A 19,498-nucleotide genomic window follows, 5' to 3' on the forward strand; every position below is an offset into this window, starting at 1 on the left:
TGCCCGTTCTCGGATACATACCTAGAGTTATCGGTAGACGGGAACATATCCACTATAATCTTATAAAAGGAAGATGCGTCTTAACTTCAACTTCAGATTATGCTTATAGTTTCATTGACAAATTGGAATTTAATACTGAGCATATCTATAATCGCTAGTAAACAATATCAATCTCCGCAATCATCATCGCATGGTCTGGATATACTGGTTTAATATCCCACACTTCACCAATTCTTATATTACTTTTTTGTGGATACTGCTCATCATCCTCAATAAAATCCCACTTATATTCTGATGTAATTTGCAAATCATCACTTCCTAATACATGGTCAACATCCCCAAAACCATTAATAACCTGGGTATTCTTTTCTACGTATACAATACTTGAATTGTCAATTTCTTGTGAATTATACTTTAAGTTTCCTATATTATATTTTGGAAACCAGTGACTCATACGATTTTTCTTTATATTGAAGTCCCCCGTACAAATAAAGGACTCTTTTAACTGCGACAAATATTTATTCAATGGTTTAGTTTGTGGAGATGCATTAATAGGCGATAACATTCTAACTCCAATAATGGAAAACTTCTCATTACAACTATTAGTGTAACTAATATGTAAAAAATTGTAACACGAAACCTCTTCGGTAGCTCTTATTAATTCTATTCCATTAGGGGCTATCTTCTTACTTATAGCAATAAGTATTTGATTACCAGAGAGAACAATACTCTCACTTATCCAATATTTTTCACTTAATGCCTTCTTTATTCCAATATCATCAATATATTCAACCAAACAAATTATGTCTGCCTGTTGTTCTAATATTCTATTATATACAAATGGCTTAACGAGAATATTATTTGTCATCTTATGTATATTCCATTCTAATAGTTTCATATTTGGTTGTCTCCTGCACAAATCATTATTTGTTTTTTGAATATACCCTAAATAAAATGATATCTGTTAGCCTCAAGCAAAACACCGCATCTTTTATTATGGTGCCTGTCACTACTCGAGTTATGTCAGTTCTTGTCGAAACATATTCATTAGTTAGCTTTATATTCACCCCTGATAAAAGAGCCTAGCCCCAATATGGACTAGACTTTTCACATCTATTTCAACTCCAACCTCACTACACACTCCACATGATTCGTCTGCGGAAACATATCGACAGGCTGAACTTCTTTCGTTTCATACCCGCCTTCATCCAGGATTTTGAGATCTCTTGCCAATGTAGATGGATTGCATGATACGTAAACAATTTTCTTTGGCTTCATGTCGATCATTGCCTGCAGAAAATCTACTTCACAGCCTTTTCGTGGGGGATCTACCACAATTACGTCTGGCCGCAATCCTTGTGCCTTCCACCATGGCATTACTTTTTCTGCTTCTCCTACCACGAATTCTGCATTGGTTATCCCATTCAGTTTCGCATTCATTTTAGCATCACTGATTGCTTCTGGAACAACTTCCACACCATATACCTTTTTGGCTTTCTGTGCTAAGAACAAAGAAATCGTTCCAATACCGCAGTATGCATCAATTACAATGTCATTAGGTTCAATTTCAGCATATTCCAGGGCTTTATCATAGAGTTTCTTCGTCTGTGGAGGATTGACCTGATAAAACGACTTTGCAGAGATGGCAAAACGGATATCTCCGATCGTGTCGTAAATATATTCTTCTCCCCAGATTACTTTCGTTTTTCTTCCTAAAATTACGTTTGTTTGCTTATTATTAATGTTATGCACGATGGATTTCACATGTGGATAGGTTTCCGTTAATTCCTTAATTAACTGCTCCTGATGTGGCAGCTTGTCCGTTCTGGTAACGAGTACAATCATCGTATCATTGGTTGCTCTCCCTGTACGTACCATGATATGCCTTAACACTCCACGGTCTTTCTTTTCGTCATATGACCGGATTCCAAGGCGATCTGCAATACGGCGAACAGCCTCTACCATCCGATCATTCACTTCATCCTGAATGACACATGTATCCATATCCTCAATAATATGGTGGCTTCGTTTCTGGTAAAAGCCTGTAATTAGCTCTCCATCGCGTTCACCAACAGGAATGGAAATTTTATTACGATAACGCCACGGGTCCTCCATCCCTATAGTCGAATGCACTGGTACGTGATCCAAATGTGCAATCTTCCGCATGACATTCTTTACTTGGTTCTGCTTCATTTCCAGCTGCATGGCATAGCTCATATGCTGTAATTGACAGCCACCACATTTGTAATATACATCGCAAGGTGGTTCAACACGCTGTGGACTCGATTTTATCACTTTTAATAGCTTCCCGAATCCGAAATTTTCATTAACTTTTACTACCTTAACTTCTGCTTCTTCACCAGGAAGACCATGAGGTACAAATAATGGATAACCGCCAATTTTGCCTACACCATTTCCTTCATGTGTAAGGTCTTCAAAGCTTATTGTCACTGTTTCATTCTTTTTAACCGGTGCTGCTTGTTTTCCCATTTATATCTTCCTTTGCGTGCTAGTATGTGATGCTATCTTATCATATTTTGTTTGGTAAAATCATTTTCATACATTTTTATAAGGGAGGCGGGTTCTGATTTGAAACGAAAAAAAGAACTCCCTATGACGGAAGCTCCCTGTCCATTTCTTTTTCCATAAATGCTTTCGGTACGAAAAATTCGATATGCTCCTGTAAATTAATAAATTCACCTGGAAGCAGTCCGCCGAATTCTCCATCAATATTTAACTGCATCTTTTCATCTGTGGTTACTTTTATTTTTTTGGCTTTTGCATAAATTACATTTTTATCTTCCAAATGCGCTCCCCTTAATGCCAAAGAAGCAATGCGAATAAATTCTGCAAGATTGGTTTTACGTAAAATCAACAAGTCAAAATAGCCATCATGCATATTCGCTTCTGGAGCAAGCTTCTCAAATCCTCCAACTGAATTCGTGTTGGAGACTAAAAATAGCATAATATCTTCATCAATAATGTTGTCATCATATTCTATCTTGGCGCGGATTGGCTTTAACGAAGGAAGCATCTCCATTCCCTTCATATAATAAGCCAACTGTCCAAGCATTGTCTTAAGCTTACTTGGTACCTCATAGGTCAATTCTGTCAGCTTACCGCCACCTGCGATATTCATAAAATAGTGATCGTTTACTCTTCCTATATCTAAAAACATGGATTGATCTTCTAAAATTACATCAACCGCTTTTTTTATATCACGAGGGATACTTAATGCTCTAGCAAAGTCGTTTGTTGTGCCGACTGGTATAATACCCAATTTCGGCCTGTTGTCCTGCTCTGCCAAGCCATTAATGACTTCATTAATCGTACCATCTCCACCAGCTGCAACAACTAAATCAAAGCCTCTCTCTACAGCTATTCTTGCTGCATGGATGGCATCACCTTCACAAGTAGTTGCGTGTGCAGATGTTTCATATCCTGCGACTTCAAAACGCTCTAAAACGGTCGCTAGTTCTTTTTTAAAAGCTTCCCGTCCAGATGTCGGGTTATAAATGATTCGGGCCTTCTTCATTGTTTTCCCTCCCCATTCCTTCAATTTTGCAAGGGCAAATGATATGTTTGTTTGTCCATTGCTTATCATAGCCCTTTTCATTGAATTTGAAAAGGGGTAAGGACTAAAAGAACAGTCTGTTGCCAAAAACAGAACAACAGACCGCCACATTTCTCTTACTTCTTATCAAGCTCTTCCACAAGAATCTTATTCACCATTGGAGGGTTTGCCTGTCCTTTGGTTGCTTTCATTACTTGTCCTACTAAGTACTTTTGTGCTTTATCTTTTCCATTTTTATAATCAATTATGGACTGTTCATTTTCAGCAAGAACTTGAGCAATAATTTCTCTTAGTTGACCTTCATCGGAAATCTGTACAAGACCTTTGTCCTTCACGATCTGCTCTGGATCTCCGCCATTTTCTACTAACTCTGCAAATACCTTTTTAGCAATTTTAGATGAGATTGTACCATCCTCTATTAGCTTAATCATTTTTGCAAGAGCTTTTGGAGTTATAGCAAGGTCATGCAGTTCTTTATAATGTTTGTTCATATAAGCAGATACTTCGCCCATTAACCAGTTCGATACTTGCTTCATATCCGCACCATCTTGTAATGCAGCTTCAAAGAAGTCAGCCATTTCCTTCGAGCTTGTTAGAACTGCCGCGTCATATGCAGGTAACCCCAGCTCTTCAATATAGCGCTTTTTGCGAGCATCAGGAAGCTCAGGGATTTCCTTACGAATACGTTCCTTCCAAGCATCATCAATATATAATGGAACCAGATCCGGTTCAGGGAAGTAACGGTAATCGTCTGACCCTTCCTTAATACGCATAAGTATAGTTTCTTTTGTCTTTTCATCATAACGGCGGGTTTCCTGTAAAATCTCCCCACCAGTCAAAAGAACTTTCTCTTGGCGCTTTTCTTCAAATTCAAGGCCTTTTTGTACAAAGCTAAAGCTGTTCAAGTTCTTCAATTCTGCTTTTGTACCAAACTCTTCCTGTCCAACTGGGCGTAAAGAGATATTGGCATCACAACGAAGGGAGCCTTCTTCCATCTTTACATCGGACACGCCTGTATATTGGATAATATTTTTCAATTTTTCAAGATAAGCATAGGCCTCTTCCGGTGAACGCATATCCGGCTCGGAAACAATTTCAATGAGTGGAGTTCCCTGACGGTTAAAATCCACTAATGAGTAACCATCATTTCCATGAGTCAGCTTCCCTGCATCTTCCTCTAAGTGAAGACGAGTAATTCCGATTCGCTTCTTTTCCCCATTTACTTCGATTTCAATCCAGCCATTCTCACCAATTGGTTTATCAAACTGAGAAATTTGATATGCCTTTGGATTGTCCGGATAAAAATAGTTCTTACGGTCAAATTTAGTATCTGTTGCTATTTCACAATTTAATGCCATAGCAGCCTTCATTGCAAAATTAACCGCTTCTTCATTTAGCACCGGTAACGTCCCGGGATATCCTAAATCGATTGGGTTTACATTCGTGTTTGCGTCCGTTCCAAACGCGTTCACACTAGGACTGAAAATTTTTGAGTTTGTTTTTAATTCCACGTGCACTTCTAATCCGATAATTGTTTCGAAATTCATTAGTTGGCACCTCCTAGTTGAGGTCGTTTTTTATGGTGGTCTGTTGCCTGTTCATAGGCGTGTGCTGCACGATAAACCGTACTCTCATCAAAATGCTTTCCGATAATTTGCAATCCGAATGGTAAGCCTTCTTCAGAGAAACCACATGGTAAAGAAATTCCTGGTACGCCTGCAAGGTTAACCGGAATAGTAAGGATGTCATTCGCATACATGGTTAGCGGATCATCTATTTTCTCTCCTACCTTAAATGCCGGAGTTGGTGTTGTTGGTCCGATAACTACATCATAGTCTTCGAAAATCTTATCAAAGTCATTTTTGATTAATGTACGAACTTTTTGTGCTTTTTTATAGTAAGCATCATAGTAGCCCGAGCTTAATGCAAAGGTTCCAAGCATAATACGACGCTTCACTTCTTCACCAAAGCCTTCACTACGGGATTTTTTGAACATATCAATCATATTATCTGCATTTTCACTGCGCACGCCGTATCTTACCCCATCAAAACGAGCAAGGTTTGCTGATGCCTCAGATGATGAAAGCAGATAGTAGGTTGCTACCGCATATTTAGAATGTGGTAAGGAAACCTCTTCCCATGTGGCACCAAGTGATTCATATACTTTCAATGCTTGAAGTACAGATTCCTTCACCTCAGGCGCAACACCTTCAGCAAGATATTCCTTTGGTACTGCGATCTTTAATCCTTTGACATCTCCTGTTAGTGCTTCTGTATACTTTGGTACATCTACATTGGCACTAGTAGAATCCATCGGGTCGATTCCAGCGATTACTTCTAGCACGCGGGCATTATCTTCCACATTACGGGTGATCGGTCCAATTTGATCCAAGGAGGATGCAAATGCTACAAGACCAAAACGAGATACACGGCCATATGTCGGCTTCAAGCCAACCACACCACAGAATGCTGCAGGCTGACGAATCGATCCACCAGTATCAGAACCTAGGGAGAATAACACTTCTCCTGCCGCTACAGAAGCTGCAGAGCCACCACTGGACCCCCCTGGAACATAATCGGTATTCCATGGATTACGTGTTGGTGTATAGCTTGAATTTTCATTAGATGAACCCATAGCAAACTCATCCATGTTCAATTTCCCAATTGTAACTGCTTGTTGGCTTGCCAGCTTATCAACAACCGTTGCATTATATAATGGATCATCAAAGTTATCTAAGAATTGGCTGGCACAGGTTGTGCGCAACGCTTTCGTTACAATATTATCCTTAATCCCTGCCGGCATACCGAAAAGACTTGCAGTTTGATCAGCTGCAGCATCTAATTTCTTTGCTTCTTCTCTAGCACTTTCTTCATTTAATGTTAAGAAAGCATGAACCTGTCCATCCACTTCTTTAATACGTTTATAAGAAGTGTCTACGAGGTCCTCGACCGTAACTTCTTTATTATGTATTTTTTCTTCCAATTCTTTTATCGTGTAATCAAATAATGACATCTATTTTCCCTCCCTATTCTAAAATGGATGGCACGCGATAATGTCCATCTTTTTTATCAGGAGCATTTTTCAGTGCTTCCTCTTGTGTAATCCATTCCTTCGGCTCATCCTTGCGTAATACGTTCTTTAAATCTAATACGTGTGTAGTTGGTTCTACACCTTCTGTATCCAATTCATTTAATTGCTCCGCAAAGGAAATAATGGAATTCAATTGTCCCTGAAACATTTCTGCTTCTTCTTCTGTAATTGCAAGTCTTGCCAAATTCGCAACATGTTTAACCTGTTCTTTGGTGATATCAGCCATTTATTACCCTCCAGTCTTTATCTATCTTGGTTTATTTTAGTTATTAATGTCTAATTATACTATTATAACACTATAGATGATAGCAGAATTGACTGCTATTAAGCAAATAAGACAGAGATGAAAGATCACTCCAACAAAAGCGCAAGCGCCTTGCAAGTAAGGAAGACAGGCTAAAACCGCCCCGTCCTGGGACTGCGATTACTCGTCCCATCGAAGACCGTTTGGTGCAACGCCTGTCTGACCTACCTCCTGCAGGCCCCCGACAAGCTTAAGCAAGAAATCCTAATGGAGGTCTTTGCCATGTAGAGTTATTGCTTAAGACCTCGAGGGGGTAGGCGCTGGAGCTGGACGCAACCGTTCATGCAAAAGAACTTAATAGAATCAAAAATTTTATTCTTTAACTTCTAAAAAAATGGCCCACTTCCTGAAGAAGTAGACCATTTCTTATGCTTATTCTTTTAATTTTGTCAACGTTTCGGTAAACTCTGCTTCTATTTCCGGTGCTGGCTTACCAAACATACTGATGAGGATAGTAACAAGAAGGTTCAACAGGAACCCTGGAACAATTTCATATAAATCAAAAATTCCACCTGATAAGAATTCACCCCATATAATCACCGTACCAGCACCAACAATAATCCCTGCCAGCGCTCCATTACGAGTGATTCCTCTCCAAAATAAGGATAAGAGAATGATTGGCCCAAACGCCGCCCCAAAGCCTGCCCAAGCGTAACTGACGAGCTCAAGCACAGAGCTTTCCGGGTTCATTGCAATAATTGCGGCAATCAATGCAATACCTAACGTAGCGATTCGTCCAACCCATACTAATTCTTTTCCAGAAGCCTTCTTGCGGAAAATAGCCTTATAGAAATCCTCTGCAACCGCAGATGAGGATACTAGTAATTGAGAGTCAATCGTACTCATAATGGCTGATAAAATAGCTGCAAGCAATATTCCTGCAATTACCGGATGAAATAGAATTTGCGAAAAAGCGATAAAGATTTTCTCCGGATCTGCCAGCATTTGCAGGCCACCCTCGTTTACTACATCAATTCCAAACTTTCCAAGAATGGGCACTTCCTGGGTACTAATAAAGGCAAGCCCGATAAAGCCTGTAAAGATAGCCCCATATAGCCCTAAAATCATCCAAGCAGTACCAATGAATTTTGCTTTTGGCACATCTTTAGCCGATCTTAATGCCATAAAACGCACAATAATATGTGGTTGGCCAAAATAGCCCAGTCCCCACGCCAAGGAGGAAATAATCGCCAAGATTCCTACTCCTTTGACCATATTCAAATGACTTGGTTCTATTTCACCAACAGCCTGTACTGCCGCTGACCAGCCTCCCATTTCATTTAAGGCTACAATTGGTACAGCAATCAATGCTAAGAACATTAGTATTCCTTGAATAAAATCGGTCCAGGCTACTGCCAAAAATCCTCCTAACAATGTATAGGAAACTACCACGATGGTTCCAATCCAAAGCGCAGATTGATAGGATAATCCAAACGAAGCTTCAAACAGTTTTGCTCCGGCAACCATTCCCGATGAAGTATAAAAAGTGAAGAACAGTAAAATTACTAAAGCAGAAATGACACGTAGAATATGCGATTTGTCTTTAAAGCGGTTCTCCAGAAAATCTGGAATGGTAATTGCATTATTTGATACTTCAGTATAAATGCGTAATCGTTTGGCGACGAACTGCCAATTTAAATATGCACCTGTAGCAAGTCCGATTGCCATCCAGGCTTCCGACATTCCTGAAGCATAAATTGCACCTGGCAGACCAAGCAATAGCCACCCGCTCATGTCAGACGCGCCTGCACTCAGTGCCGCTACCCCAGGGCCCAGATTTCGCCCACCAAGCACGTAGTCAGATAAATTATTTGTCATGCGGTACATGATGACACCAATGACAAGCATTCCAATTAAATAAACAATAAAAGTAATCAAGGTTGTGAGACCCACGCTTTATTTTCTCCTCTCCGTAAATAGTGTAATGATAGATAATAAAAGTACGATTGGCATTGGTACGAATAGCCAAAACCATGTTGCTCCTCTAATTGCGTATTCCAATTTGCTTCTCCTTTCGCTGTTTTTCTCTGTTTATCTGCTTAATAGCACAAAGACTATGGTTTCACATCCAGAAAAATATTTCAACCGAAGTAAGAACAGAGACGCAAATTTCCAGGTGTATTATAGTGGAAGCAACTTGGCTGAGATTCGAAATAAACGATTTAACTATCATATAACGTCTTAAGAGAAAAATGGATAAACGTACGTATTAAATTGTAGCGTATAATCTCGTTACCTCGTAAATACTCTGAATTTATGAGCCTAAAAATTTTTTATATTTTTTTCTGAAAAACAAAAAAATCCTGAAATAGGTTCCACGCTATTTCAGGCAAGTATATATCATATAATAATAGGGTAAAAACAAATATTAACTAATTCTTAAATCATCTTAAAAAAATACTGTAGGTTGTTTGATTGAAAGTACACTAGGCTCTCTATCCATGGACAAATCTACTGGATCATTTTGTTGGGCAAATGCAAAGCCTGTTACTAATAATGCACCCAATGATAAACCTGCTATAAATCTTTTCATCTCATATCCCCCCTTTATCAAAGTAAACTCTAAATATTTGTAATTTGCTCATAGGCAAAATTAGCCACTTTATAATATTTTGTTGCATCCTTGTATTTATACTGCTTTTCGAAATGCTTTGCTAACAAATCTGCATAAATGATTACATTAGCAAAATCTTTATTTTTCTCTAAAAAAGGAATAAATTCTTTTATGACTAGATTCTCAAATTTAGTATGCTCTTCTCTCAAAAGATAATCATATGTGTGTAAAACATAATCAAAAATTTTATATTGTTGAATATTCTTGAACTGATCTAGTAATTCAAATCCATACTTAATTGCTTTTTTTGTTTCTTCAAAATTGTATACATTATAGTATTCTCTCACTAGGGAAGCTACCGCAGCTACTCGTTCTACAAGATGTACCTCTTCATCATTGATAACTTCTTGGAAGTACTTAATTGCTTCTTTAGCCTCTCCTTTAGTGGAATATAAATGACCAAGATTTTGATTTGTAAGCTGTATTAACTGTTTATTATTATTTAACTTTCCTAAATGTAAAGCTAAATTAAAGTTTTTTATTGCTTTATCATACATTTTTATTCTTCTATAAGAAATACCTAAGATGTTGTGACACTGAGCACATCTAACAAAATTGTAATGTTTCATGAAAGTATCTAATGCCTTTTTGGCATAATCAATTGCTTCCAAAGTATTTCTTAATTTACTGTGTGTAACAGATATAGCATATTCAGTATCAGCTATTTCCTGCCCTTCTAACTCAATACGATTAAGTTTATCTTCAGCAAGTCTATACATATGCATCGCCGGGTTGTATTCAGCTGTTACTGAATTATAATTCCCTCTAAACTTATACCAATAATACAGATGTAAATTATCAAAGGTACCTGATATCTCATTTAGCTCATTGATTTTATTTAATGCTTTATCAAATTCACCTAAAATTAGGTAGTATCTAATTTTATGAATCTCAAATAACAGTAAGCTTTCAGTCAAGTTTGAATCCATTAAACTCTGAATTTCTTTAAACTTTGAAGTAATCTCTTCTTTATCGTTTACTTCAAACAACATCCCATACCATTCTTTGCATTTCTCTTGAATGGTAGATTCAAGTGAATTATCGATTTGGATTCCGAGGCGGGTGCAAAGAGCTTGAATGATCTCTGGACTTGCTTCTGTTTTGAGATTTTCAATTTTTGATAAATAGGATAGGGACACAATTCCATGTGCTAATTCCCCTTGTGTCATCTCTTGTTTTGTACGTTGCAGCTTAATATAAGATCCTAACTCTATCAATATACCCACCTTCTTTCCAATTTGAAGGAAATGTTTTCTTATAGTAATAGTATATCATACTTTCAGATAATTCATATTGGGAAAATTAGTAGCATTTACCTGCTATAAACACCCAAAAAACTTTCCGATTTTCCTCGAACAGGAAAATCAGCCCCTACTTTTGATCTATTATCAAGAAAGCTGATTTTAATATTGTTACTTTAGTCTTATTTTTAAAATTAAAACATTTCCGATGTGGTCTTTCCTTGCATATGATGGATTAAATAATCTGGACCGCCTGCTTTGGAATCTGTTCCAGACATATTAAATCCGCCAAATGGCTGGTAGCCAACAATTGCTGCTGTGCATCCACGATTAAAGTATAGATTTCCTACGTGGAAGTCACGACGAGCTTGTTCTTGGTGTGCACGGTTATTTGTAATAACAGCGCCTGTTAAGCCATATTCCGTATTGTTAGCAATCTTAATTGCTTCTGTGAAATCCTTGGCTTTTGTTAACCCAACAACTGGACCAAATATCTCTTCCTGCATAATTCGAGCTTCGGGATCTAAATCTGCGAAAACTGTAGGATTTATGAACCATCCCTTACTATCATCGCCATCTCCACCAACAAGCAATTCTCCTTCTTTTTTCCCGATTTCTACATACTCCATAATTTTATCGTATGCACCTTGATCAATTACTGGTCCCATGAAATGTGAATTATCATGTGGATTACCTGCTGATAATTCTTTTGTTAATTCAGCAACACGAGCTTTTACCTGATCATAAACATCCTCGTGAATAACAGCTCGTGAACATGCGGAGCATTTTTGACCGGAAAATCCAAAGGCTGATTGCACGATAGACTGTGCAGCAAGCTCCAGATCAGCTTCATTATCTACTACAATTGTATCTTTTCCACCCATTTCAATGATTGTACGTTTCAACCATTTTTGGCCTTCATGTACTTTCGCAGCACGCTCGAATATCCGAGTTCCAACTTCACGAGATCCTGTAAAGCTTACAAAACGGGTGCGCGGATGATCAACGAGATAATCCCCAACTTCTCCACCAGGACCTGGTATATAGTTAATAACTCCTGCCGGCAGTCCAGCCTCTTCCAGCACCTCCATTAATTTATATGCGATAACTGGTGTAGCACTGGCTGGTTTCAGCAATACGGTATTACCTGTTACCATTGCTGCAACAGTTGTTCCTGCCATGATCGCAAATAAGAAGTTCCACGGAGATATGACTACACCGACACCAAGCGGTATGTAATGATATTGATTATATTCAATCGGACGGCTTTCCACTTTTACTCCATCCTTTAATGCAAGCATCTGGCGGCCATAATACTCCAAAAAGTCGATAGCTTCGGCTGTATCTGCATCCGCTTCCTTCCACGGCTTTCCGCCTTCTTTTACAAGATGAGCACTGAATTCATGTTTTCTACGGCGGATAATGGCTGCAGCTCTGAATAAAATATCTGCACGAAATTTCGGATCGGAAGTTCTCCATGTTTCAAAAGTGCTGTCAGCAACCTGCATGGCTTTTTCAGCTAAATCTTTATTTGCCTTGGATACATACCCAATTACTTCTTCTTTGTTTGCAGGATTCACAGATACGATTTTTTCTTCTGTCGTTATCCGCTCGCCGCCAATAATTAGTGGATACTCTTTACCTAGATCTGCTTCCACTTTTTTCAAAGCATTCAGCATTTCTTGCCTGTTTTCCTCTAAAGTAAAGTCTGTAAAAGGTTCATGTTTGTAAGGTACTACCATAAAAAAACCCCTCTCCTATTCCTTTTTACCCCGTATGATTACGCTTTCATTAGAAAGCAAAAAAAGGACGGGACATTCCCATCCTTCATTTTAACTGAAATATTCTTAAAGTTCAATGTATGCATTAGATTAATGGAAAAAATGTATTGTAGGCTTATCCGAGCCAGCTTTTCGGTAAATGACACTTTCCATTCTGTCACTTGAAGTAACCTTTACCTCTAAATCATAGTAATCCGAAAACATTTCTTTAACTAGCCCGTAAGCAAATTGAGTAAAACCAATTACTTCCCCTTTTCCATAAAACTCAATTGGAATTTCAAGCGTTAGCTTTTGCAATTCCTCATTAATATAGAAGCCTTTACCAATAACACCTACATAATTAGGGAAGTAACTAGCAATTTCGTTCCCAAAGCTAGTCACAATTTCGTGATCATCAAAATACTTTTTCTTACCCTCATCAGAAGGGAAGAGAATATTTTCTTCCTTAATGGACTCCCAATCCCCAATCTTTTCTTTTCCAGCATCCACTACTGTCTTAGCTACAAAATTTCCTGGTACAGGAGAGGATTGGTCTTCTTCTCTATAGATGGCGATCATAATTGGGATATTTTTTGCACCCTCCATACCACGGATTCTCTCTAAAATAGTTTGTGCTACTTCATTACCTTTTTCCAGCATTTCCTTCTTAGGTATATCTCTGTAATAATAAGCTCCTCCTGTTTCGGTTTGATACCGATAAACAGATTTCATAGCAATACCTATCGACATGCCAGCGACTTCCACTGATTTATCTTCCTTCTTTTTTAAAAAGTTTTGTTCAAGTACATGTGTCACATATTTAGGACTATTAACTTGCAATTCTTTTTTCTCTTTAGTTTTCATTTCATCGGTCATGTCTTTTATAGGCGGGTTTAGGCCACGACGAAGTTCTTCTTTTTTATATGCGAGCCATTGGTCAGAGACGGGTTGCTTGTCTTTTTTGCGTTTATCAATCGCTGCTTCTAAAGCTTCATCAAACTGTTTCTTAGTTAAATCCCTGCTAAGCCAATCATACAATAAATCTTTTTCTAAAAATTGACCTTCTTGAAATAGATAGTCCTTCGGTGAGAACACTTCCTTGGAATGTCTCCTCAAACCTTCTTCCATTTCATCAATATCAAGGCGATTACCAACTTGGTTTGTAATAACACCTCGTGCTTGACTTGGTTCATATGGAAGGATCATTTTATAATTCTCATCAGAAAGCTGATAGCTTGGGACAATTGAGGTTTGCTCTTCTTGTTTATCTTCCTGCACGACCTCTTCCTCTGTATTATTCTGTGCACAGCTAGTTATAAGTAAAAGGCTGCTTAATAAAAGCAAGCTTATTTTTTTCATTTTATTAAAACTCCTTAATCCTCCATTGCTTCTTTCAGCTGTTGTTCATTCCAAATTGTTATTCCGAGTTTTTCGGCTTTATCATATTTGGATCCAGCATCTTCCCCAGCAATAAGAAAATCTGTTTTTTTACTGACACTGCCTGTTACAGTACCACCTTGTGCTTCAATTAACTCCTTGGCTTCTGAACGGGTGAATTGCTCCATTTTGCCTGTAAGTACAATGGTCTTTCCTGCAAAAATACCTTCTCCTGATTGTGTTGCTTGTTTCGGCCCTTTATACTCCATATTCACACCAAGTGAACGAAGATCCTTCAATAAATCAATAACCTTTTGCTCTTCAAAATATTGCACAATGGAATCAGCCATTTTATCCCCAATCTCATCAATAGCAACGAGATCTTCAAAGGAAGTATTCTGAAGCTTTTCCATTGTACCAAATTCTGCTGCAAGTGTCTTGGCAGCCTTTGCGCCAATAAATCGAATCCCTAAGCCAAATAACAGTCTTTCCAGCGAATTACTTTTGGATGTCTCAATTGCGTTCAATAGGTTAGAAACGGATTTCTCACCCATTCGCTCCAATTGCAGTAAATCCTCTTCCTTTAATCGGTAAAGGTCTGCCATCGTATGGATTAGTTTTTCCTGGAAAAGCTGTATAATTACCTTTTCTCCCAAGCCATCAATATTCATGGCATTACGGGAAACGAAATGGATCAGCCCTTCTTTCAGCTGTGCCGGGCAATTAGGATTAATACAACGAAGTGCTACTTCTTCTTCCAATCGCACTAGCTCACTTCCACAAGCTGGGCAAGCCTCCGGCATATAAAATTCTTTTTCATCTCCAGTTCTTTTCTCTTCCACAATACGTACTACTTCCGGGATGATGTCGCCAGCCTTTTTAATTACTACCATATCCCCAATGCGAATATCCTTCGCTCGAATTAAATCTTCATTGTGCAAGGATGCGCGCTGAACAGTAGTACCGGCAACCTTTACCGGTTCCAGTAAAGCAGTCGGTGTAACTACACCAGTACGCCCTACACTTAATTCAATATCGACAAGCTTTGTCATCACTTCTTCGGCAGGAAATTTGTATGCAATAGCCCATCTTGGACTCTTTGCTGTATACCCAAGTTCCTCCTGCTGTTCCAGATTATCTACTTTAATAACGATTCCATCAATTTCATAATTTAAATTAGGTCGCTCATTTGTCCAATAGTCGACATATTCAAGCACTTCCTCTATGCTTTCACATCGACGCCACTCAGGATTTGTTTTAAAACCGAGCTCTTTCAATTTATCCAGCCGCTCACTATGTGTTTGAAGGGAACTTGTCGCCCATTCTCCGACTCCGTATAGGAAGATATCCAAATTCCGTTTTGCGGCAATTTTAGGATCAAGCTGTCTTAAAGATCCTGCCGCAGCATTACGAGGATTAGCAAATGGCTCCTCCTCATTTTCCTCTTTTGCCTTGTTCAAAGCGAGGAAGGACTTATGTGGCATAAATGCTTCCCCACGAACCTCAATCGTTTCTTTTTCTTTTATCGTAAGAGGGATACTCCGAATTGTACGCAGATTACTCGTTATATCTTCTCCGATCGTTCCGTCACCACGTGTTGCTCCTCTGACAAACTTTCCGTTCTCATATGTTAAAGATACAGCAAGTCCATCAATTTTTAATTCACAGACAAAGGTTACCGGCTCCTCCATGTGCTGTGTTGCGCGTCTTGCAAAGTCACGGAGATCCGTTTCGTTAAACGCATTGCCAAGGCTCAACATAGGAATACGGTGCTCTACCTTTTGAAAGCCTTCCAAAGGGTCTCCTCCCACACGTTGGGTTGGGGAGTCAGGTGTAACTAGCTGTGGATGCGCCTCCTCTAGCTTGATAAGCTCCTGAAGCTTCTGGTCGTATTCTGAATCTGGTACAGATGGTTTATCCAACACATGATATTCATAGCTATATTGATTTAATATTTCCCGTAGTGCTTCAATTTGTTTTTGCGCTTGTTGTTCCTCCATGTGCGAAGGGCCTCCTTATTCTTTCGTAATTGGAGCGAACTTTGCCAATACCCGTTTGATTCCTGTTGGGGCAGGAAATGCTATATCAAGCTCCATTCCTTCTCCTTCCCCTTGAACTTTAACGACAGTACCGACACCCCATTTTTTATGGTTTGCCTTGTCACCAGGTCCCCATGTTTTACTTTCTGCTCCTGTTGTTTGCTGCATTTTTTGAGCCTTTCTTTTCACTGGGGCAGGCTTTTCTTTTGGCTGACCGAAGATACTGCCACCAAACAAGGCAGCATTTGCCTCTTCCATTCCATCAATAAGTTCATCTGGTATTTCATTTATAAACCGACTAACAGGTTCATATTCGTTCTACCAAATAACGTTCGCATTTTAGCATGAGTAAGATATAGTTGCTGTTCTGCTCTCGTTATTCCTACGTAAGCAAGTCTGCGCTCTTCTTCCATTTCCTCCTCTTCCATAAGGGAGCGGCTATGTGGAAAGACATTCTCCTCCATCCCGATCAGGAAAACAACTGGGAACTCCAAACCTTTAGCAGCATGCAATGTCATTAAGGTGATTTTCTCTTCATTTGTAGGATCTTCCTCGTCCACCTTATCAATATCAGCGACCAATGCCAGGTCAGTCAGGAAGGCAACGAGCGTCTTATCCTCTGCAGATGCTTCAAATTCCTTGGTAACAGTCATAAACTCTTCCAAGTTCTCCAGACGGCTTTGTGCTTCAATAGTCCGCTCACTCTTTAGCATCTCTTCATAGCCTGTCCGTTGCAGTACTGCCTCAACCATATCCGTTGCAGTTAAAAATTCCTGTTGCTGTGAAAGTGTCTTAATCAGGTTACCAAATTCCGCAAGTGCATTTGCTGCTTTTTTGGATACACCGGTAAAATCGACTTCTTTTACGGCTTCAAAAAAGGATATATCATGCAATGTCGCATGCTCTCTCAGCTTCTCTATAGATGTTTTACCTATTCCACGTTTTGGTACATTCACTACACGTTCAAAACTAATATCATCATCAGGGTTTGTAATTAATCGCAGGTATGCAGTTAAATCCTTAATCTCTTTTCGCTCATAGAACTTGTGCCCGCCTACCATTTGATACACAATATTGGATTTCATAAATGTTGCCTCAATCGCTCGTGACTGCGCATTTGTCCGATAAAGAATGGCAATATCACTTGGAGAAAATCCATCTCGGGTAAGTTCTTGGATTTTATTCGTTACGAAAAGAGCTTCCTCTTGTTCTGTCGCCCCTTGATAGTAGTGTATATTCTTTCCGTCCGGGTTCTCTGTCCATAGATTTTTCGGTTTCCGTCCTGGATTATTTGCAATGACTTTATTCGCTGCTTCCAGAATAGACTTGGTGGACCGATAATTTTGTTCCAAAAATACAGTTCTTGAACTTGGATAATCTTTTTCAAAAGTGAGGATATTCGTAATATCTGCTCCACGCCAACGATAGATGGACTGATCCGAATCCCCTACGACACATAGATTCTGATATCGATTAGCAAGCTGCTTAACCAATGAATACTGAGCGTGGTTTGTATCCTGATACTCATCTACATGGATATATTGAAATCTACGCTGATAATATTCCAGTACTTCCGGTACTCGGTTAAATAGATGTATTGTTTGCATGATTAGATCATCAAAATCTAAAGATTGATTTTTTGTAAGCATTTTTTGATAGCCTTCATACACTTGGGAAACCTGGCGCTCATAAAAATTCCCCACCTTATTGCTGAATTCCTCTGGGGTAATCAATTCATTTTTCGCTGCACTAATTTGCCCAAGCATAGCCCGCGGGTCAAACTTTTTAGGATCAATATCCAGGTTTTTTAGAACTTGTTTAATAACGGACAGTTGATCACTGCTGTCCAAGATGGTGAAATTTTGATTGTAACCGATTCGGTCAATATCTCTTCTGAGAATACGAACACACATGGAGTGAAATGTCGAAACCCACATATATTCACTTTCCGGACCTACCAGCTTTCTCACTCGTTCCTTCATTTCTTTAGCTGCTTTATTTGTGAAGGTAATTGCAAGGACGTTCCGTGCTGCTACATCCTTCTCACCTAGTAAATAAGCTATTCGATGTGTTAGCACACGTGTCTTACCACTACCTGCGCCTGCCATAATAAGAAGTGGTCCTTCTGTATGTTTTACTGCTTCCTGCTGTTCTTTATTCAATCCAGATAATAAGTCACCCATTGTCTGACTCATTATTACACCGCCCTTGCCTTTTAATTATCTTTTATTGCTTTTACCGTTTTTAATGCTTTCTTTATATCTGTATAAATAATATTCCCTACAATAATAACATCTGCATGTTCTTTCATTTCTCTTGCCTGGAATGTGTTTTCAATTCCACCACCATAGAAAAGCATTGTATCTTCCAGTTGTTCCTTTACCTTTCCAACAAGCTCCGGATCTCCGTACTTCCCACTGTATTCCATATAAAAAATAGGTAAATGGAAGACTTTTTCAGCCATATACGCATAAGCAATTACGTCTTTTTCATCTGGTAAATAGCTATTCGTATGACTAAATGCCTTTGCATCCTCGTTTAAGATACAATACCCTTCAAATAGCACTTCACTAAATTCCATCATATCAACAAATTCTTTTATTGCTTGATGTTGAATGTCCATCATCCACTTTTTCTCTGTTGAGTTTAATACCATCGGGATGTAATAATAATCAAAGCCAGGTGTAATTGCCTCCATATTGGAAACTTCCAAAATACAAGGAACGGTATAACGACGTACTCTTGATAATAGATCAAGTACGCCGTCCAATGTGATATCATCTGTACCACCTACGATCACTGCATCGGTACCAGACTCACAAATTGCTTCCAAATCCTCGTCAGAAATTTCTTTGGCTGGATCTAATTTAAATATATGTTTCCACTCTTTTATGTTATACAAAGTGATAATCCTCCAATTTATATTAAATTCTACCGTCTATTTATAAAATGTCAGTTCGCTCATTCGTTTATTATACCAAAAAAAGCAGTGGTAATTTAGGGATATGAGCAGGATTTTTTAGGTTGAAAAATTTTTAATGTGAGTTAGATGCTACAAAGGGAAAATTGTTCCCGGTAACAAACGCTTTGAAGCCTATTGAGGGTGAGGGGAGAAAGATTTCGGAAAAATTCTTTAGGGAAGGATCATTTACACAAAATGTAATGGTAAATCAGTTTCCTCTTCTATCCATTTCGATCTTGAGCGACAACTCTCCCACCTCTTTTTCAGAAGTGATGCTTTTTGGGGAAAGCGGAGGTTATTAGAGAAGTAAACGTTGAACTACCCACCACTTATCGACCTTACGGTGTGATTGAAGTGGGAGATTCCTAAGAACACCAACCTAACGGTTAGTTTTGGATTAGGCTATCCCCGCAGTTCCTGCGGTTAATCGTAATGCTTCGTTACGAAGATTGATACTTGCGTTAATATCTCTTTGGTGATGAGTTTTGCACATCGGACACTCCCATTCACGCAAGGCAAGATTTTTAACGTCTTTG

Annotated in this window: 14 protein-coding genes and 1 pseudogene; all 15 read right to left on the minus strand. The window is 38.8% G+C overall.

Translation table 11 applies throughout. The features are described from left to right. Positions 1 to 154: 154 nt before the first annotated feature. The gene (locus tag JCM12304_RS15105) at positions 155 to 898 is read right to left on the minus strand and encodes a hypothetical protein (RefSeq protein ID WP_060681322.1); all 744 of its coding nucleotides are present in this window, start codon (positions 896 to 898) and stop codon (positions 155 to 157) included. Positions 899 to 1,113: 215 nt separating this feature from the next. Beyond that, positions 1,114 to 2,490 carry a 23S rRNA (uracil(1939)-C(5))-methyltransferase RlmD gene (rlmD, locus tag JCM12304_RS15110; RefSeq protein ID WP_060681324.1) on the minus strand — a complete coding sequence of 459 codons (1,377 nt, stop codon included), beginning with the start codon at positions 2,488 to 2,490 and terminating at the stop codon, positions 1,114 to 1,116. A 121-nt stretch (positions 2,491 to 2,611) separates the two neighbouring features. Continuing rightward, the gene (locus JCM12304_RS15115) at positions 2,612 to 3,535 is read right to left on the minus strand and encodes a diacylglycerol kinase (RefSeq protein ID WP_060681326.1); all 924 of its coding nucleotides are present in this window, start codon (positions 3,533 to 3,535) and stop codon (positions 2,612 to 2,614) included. Positions 3,536 to 3,690: 155 nt separating this feature from the next. Then, entirely contained in the window at positions 3,691 to 5,121 is a 1,431-nt protein-coding gene (gene gatB / locus JCM12304_RS15120; protein WP_060681329.1) for an Asp-tRNA(Asn)/Glu-tRNA(Gln) amidotransferase subunit GatB, read from the minus strand. Beyond that, positions 5,121 to 6,587: an Asp-tRNA(Asn)/Glu-tRNA(Gln) amidotransferase subunit GatA gene (gene gatA / locus JCM12304_RS15125; protein WP_060681331.1), complete on the minus strand. Its 1,467-nt coding sequence runs from the start codon at positions 6,585 to 6,587 to the stop codon at positions 5,121 to 5,123. The genes gatB and gatA overlap by 1 nt, the downstream gene beginning before the upstream one ends. A 13-nt stretch (positions 6,588 to 6,600) precedes the next feature. After that, positions 6,601 to 6,891, minus strand: a complete 291-nt coding sequence (gatC, locus tag JCM12304_RS15130; protein ID WP_040954361.1) for an Asp-tRNA(Asn)/Glu-tRNA(Gln) amidotransferase subunit GatC — start codon at positions 6,889 to 6,891, stop codon at positions 6,601 to 6,603. A 450-nt stretch (positions 6,892 to 7,341) separates the two neighbouring features. Then, a complete protein-coding gene (gene putP, locus JCM12304_RS15135) occupies positions 7,342 to 8,862 on the minus strand; it encodes a sodium/proline symporter PutP (RefSeq protein ID WP_082388058.1) in 1,521 nt (506 codons plus the stop codon). A gap of 496 nt (positions 8,863 to 9,358) precedes the next feature. Further along, entirely contained in the window at positions 9,359 to 9,502 is a 144-nt protein-coding gene (locus JCM12304_RS19420) for a hypothetical protein (protein WP_019378806.1), read from the minus strand. Positions 9,503 to 9,531: 29 nt separating this feature from the next. Further along, a complete protein-coding gene (locus JCM12304_RS15140; RefSeq protein ID WP_060681333.1) occupies positions 9,532 to 10,800 on the minus strand; it encodes a helix-turn-helix domain-containing protein in 1,269 nt (422 codons plus the stop codon). Between the two features lie 218 nt (positions 10,801 to 11,018). Continuing rightward, on the minus strand, positions 11,019 to 12,566 hold the full coding sequence (gene pruA, locus JCM12304_RS15145) for an L-glutamate gamma-semialdehyde dehydrogenase (protein WP_060681336.1): 1,548 nt from the start codon (positions 12,564 to 12,566) through the stop codon (positions 11,019 to 11,021). A 129-nt stretch (positions 12,567 to 12,695) separates the two neighbouring features. Then, positions 12,696 to 13,943, minus strand: coding sequence for a CamS family sex pheromone protein (locus JCM12304_RS15150; RefSeq protein WP_060681338.1), 1,248 nt, complete (start codon positions 13,941 to 13,943; stop codon positions 12,696 to 12,698). A gap of 14 nt (positions 13,944 to 13,957) precedes the next feature. Then, the gene (gene ligA / locus JCM12304_RS15155) at positions 13,958 to 15,961 is read right to left on the minus strand and encodes an NAD-dependent DNA ligase LigA (protein WP_060681340.1); all 2,004 of its coding nucleotides are present in this window, start codon (positions 15,959 to 15,961) and stop codon (positions 13,958 to 13,960) included. 15 nt (positions 15,962 to 15,976) lie between these two features. Further along, positions 15,977 to 18,195: pseudogene (gene pcrA / locus JCM12304_RS15160) on the minus strand (DNA helicase PcrA). A 20-nt stretch (positions 18,196 to 18,215) separates the two neighbouring features. Beyond that, complete coding sequence (gene pcrB / locus JCM12304_RS15165) at positions 18,216 to 18,902, minus strand: heptaprenylglyceryl phosphate synthase (RefSeq protein WP_060681343.1); 687 nt, start codon at positions 18,900 to 18,902, stop codon at positions 18,216 to 18,218. A gap of 457 nt (positions 18,903 to 19,359) precedes the next feature. Then, positions 19,360 to 19,498: zinc ribbon domain-containing protein (locus JCM12304_RS19165; RefSeq protein WP_157360466.1), on the minus strand; the 139-nt coding region annotated here is incomplete at its 5' end.

This window comes from Virgibacillus halodenitrificans JCM 12304, assembly GCF_001310895.1.
In the GTDB taxonomy this organism is placed as follows: Bacteria; Bacillota; Bacilli; order Bacillales; family Amphibacillaceae; genus Virgibacillus_Q; species Virgibacillus_Q halodenitrificans.

Coding starts and splice junctions, on each gene's coding strand:
- ligA (WP_060681340.1), bottom strand. CDS start 15,961: ATGGAGGAACAACAAGCGCAAAAACAAATTGAAGCACTACGGGAAATA.
- rlmD (WP_060681324.1), bottom strand. CDS start 2,490: ATGGGAAAACAAGCAGCACCGGTTAAAAAGAATGAAACAGTGACAATA.
- JCM12304_RS15150 (WP_060681338.1), bottom strand. CDS start 13,943: ATGAAAAAAATAAGCTTGCTTTTATTAAGCAGCCTTTTACTTATAACT.
- JCM12304_RS15105 (WP_060681322.1), bottom strand. CDS start 898: ATGAAACTATTAGAATGGAATATACATAAGATGACAAATAATATTCTC.
- JCM12304_RS19420 (WP_019378806.1), bottom strand. CDS start 9,502: ATGAAAAGATTTATAGCAGGTTTATCATTGGGTGCATTATTAGTAACA.
- gatC (WP_040954361.1), bottom strand. CDS start 6,891: ATGGCTGATATCACCAAAGAACAGGTTAAACATGTTGCGAATTTGGCA.
- JCM12304_RS15115 (WP_060681326.1), bottom strand. CDS start 3,535: ATGAAGAAGGCCCGAATCATTTATAACCCGACATCTGGACGGGAAGCT.
- gatA (WP_060681331.1), bottom strand. CDS start 6,587: ATGTCATTATTTGATTACACGATAAAAGAATTGGAAGAAAAAATACAT.
- pruA (WP_060681336.1), bottom strand. CDS start 12,566: ATGGTAGTACCTTACAAACATGAACCTTTTACAGACTTTACTTTAGAG.
- gatB (WP_060681329.1), bottom strand. CDS start 5,121: ATGAATTTCGAAACAATTATCGGATTAGAAGTGCACGTGGAATTAAAA.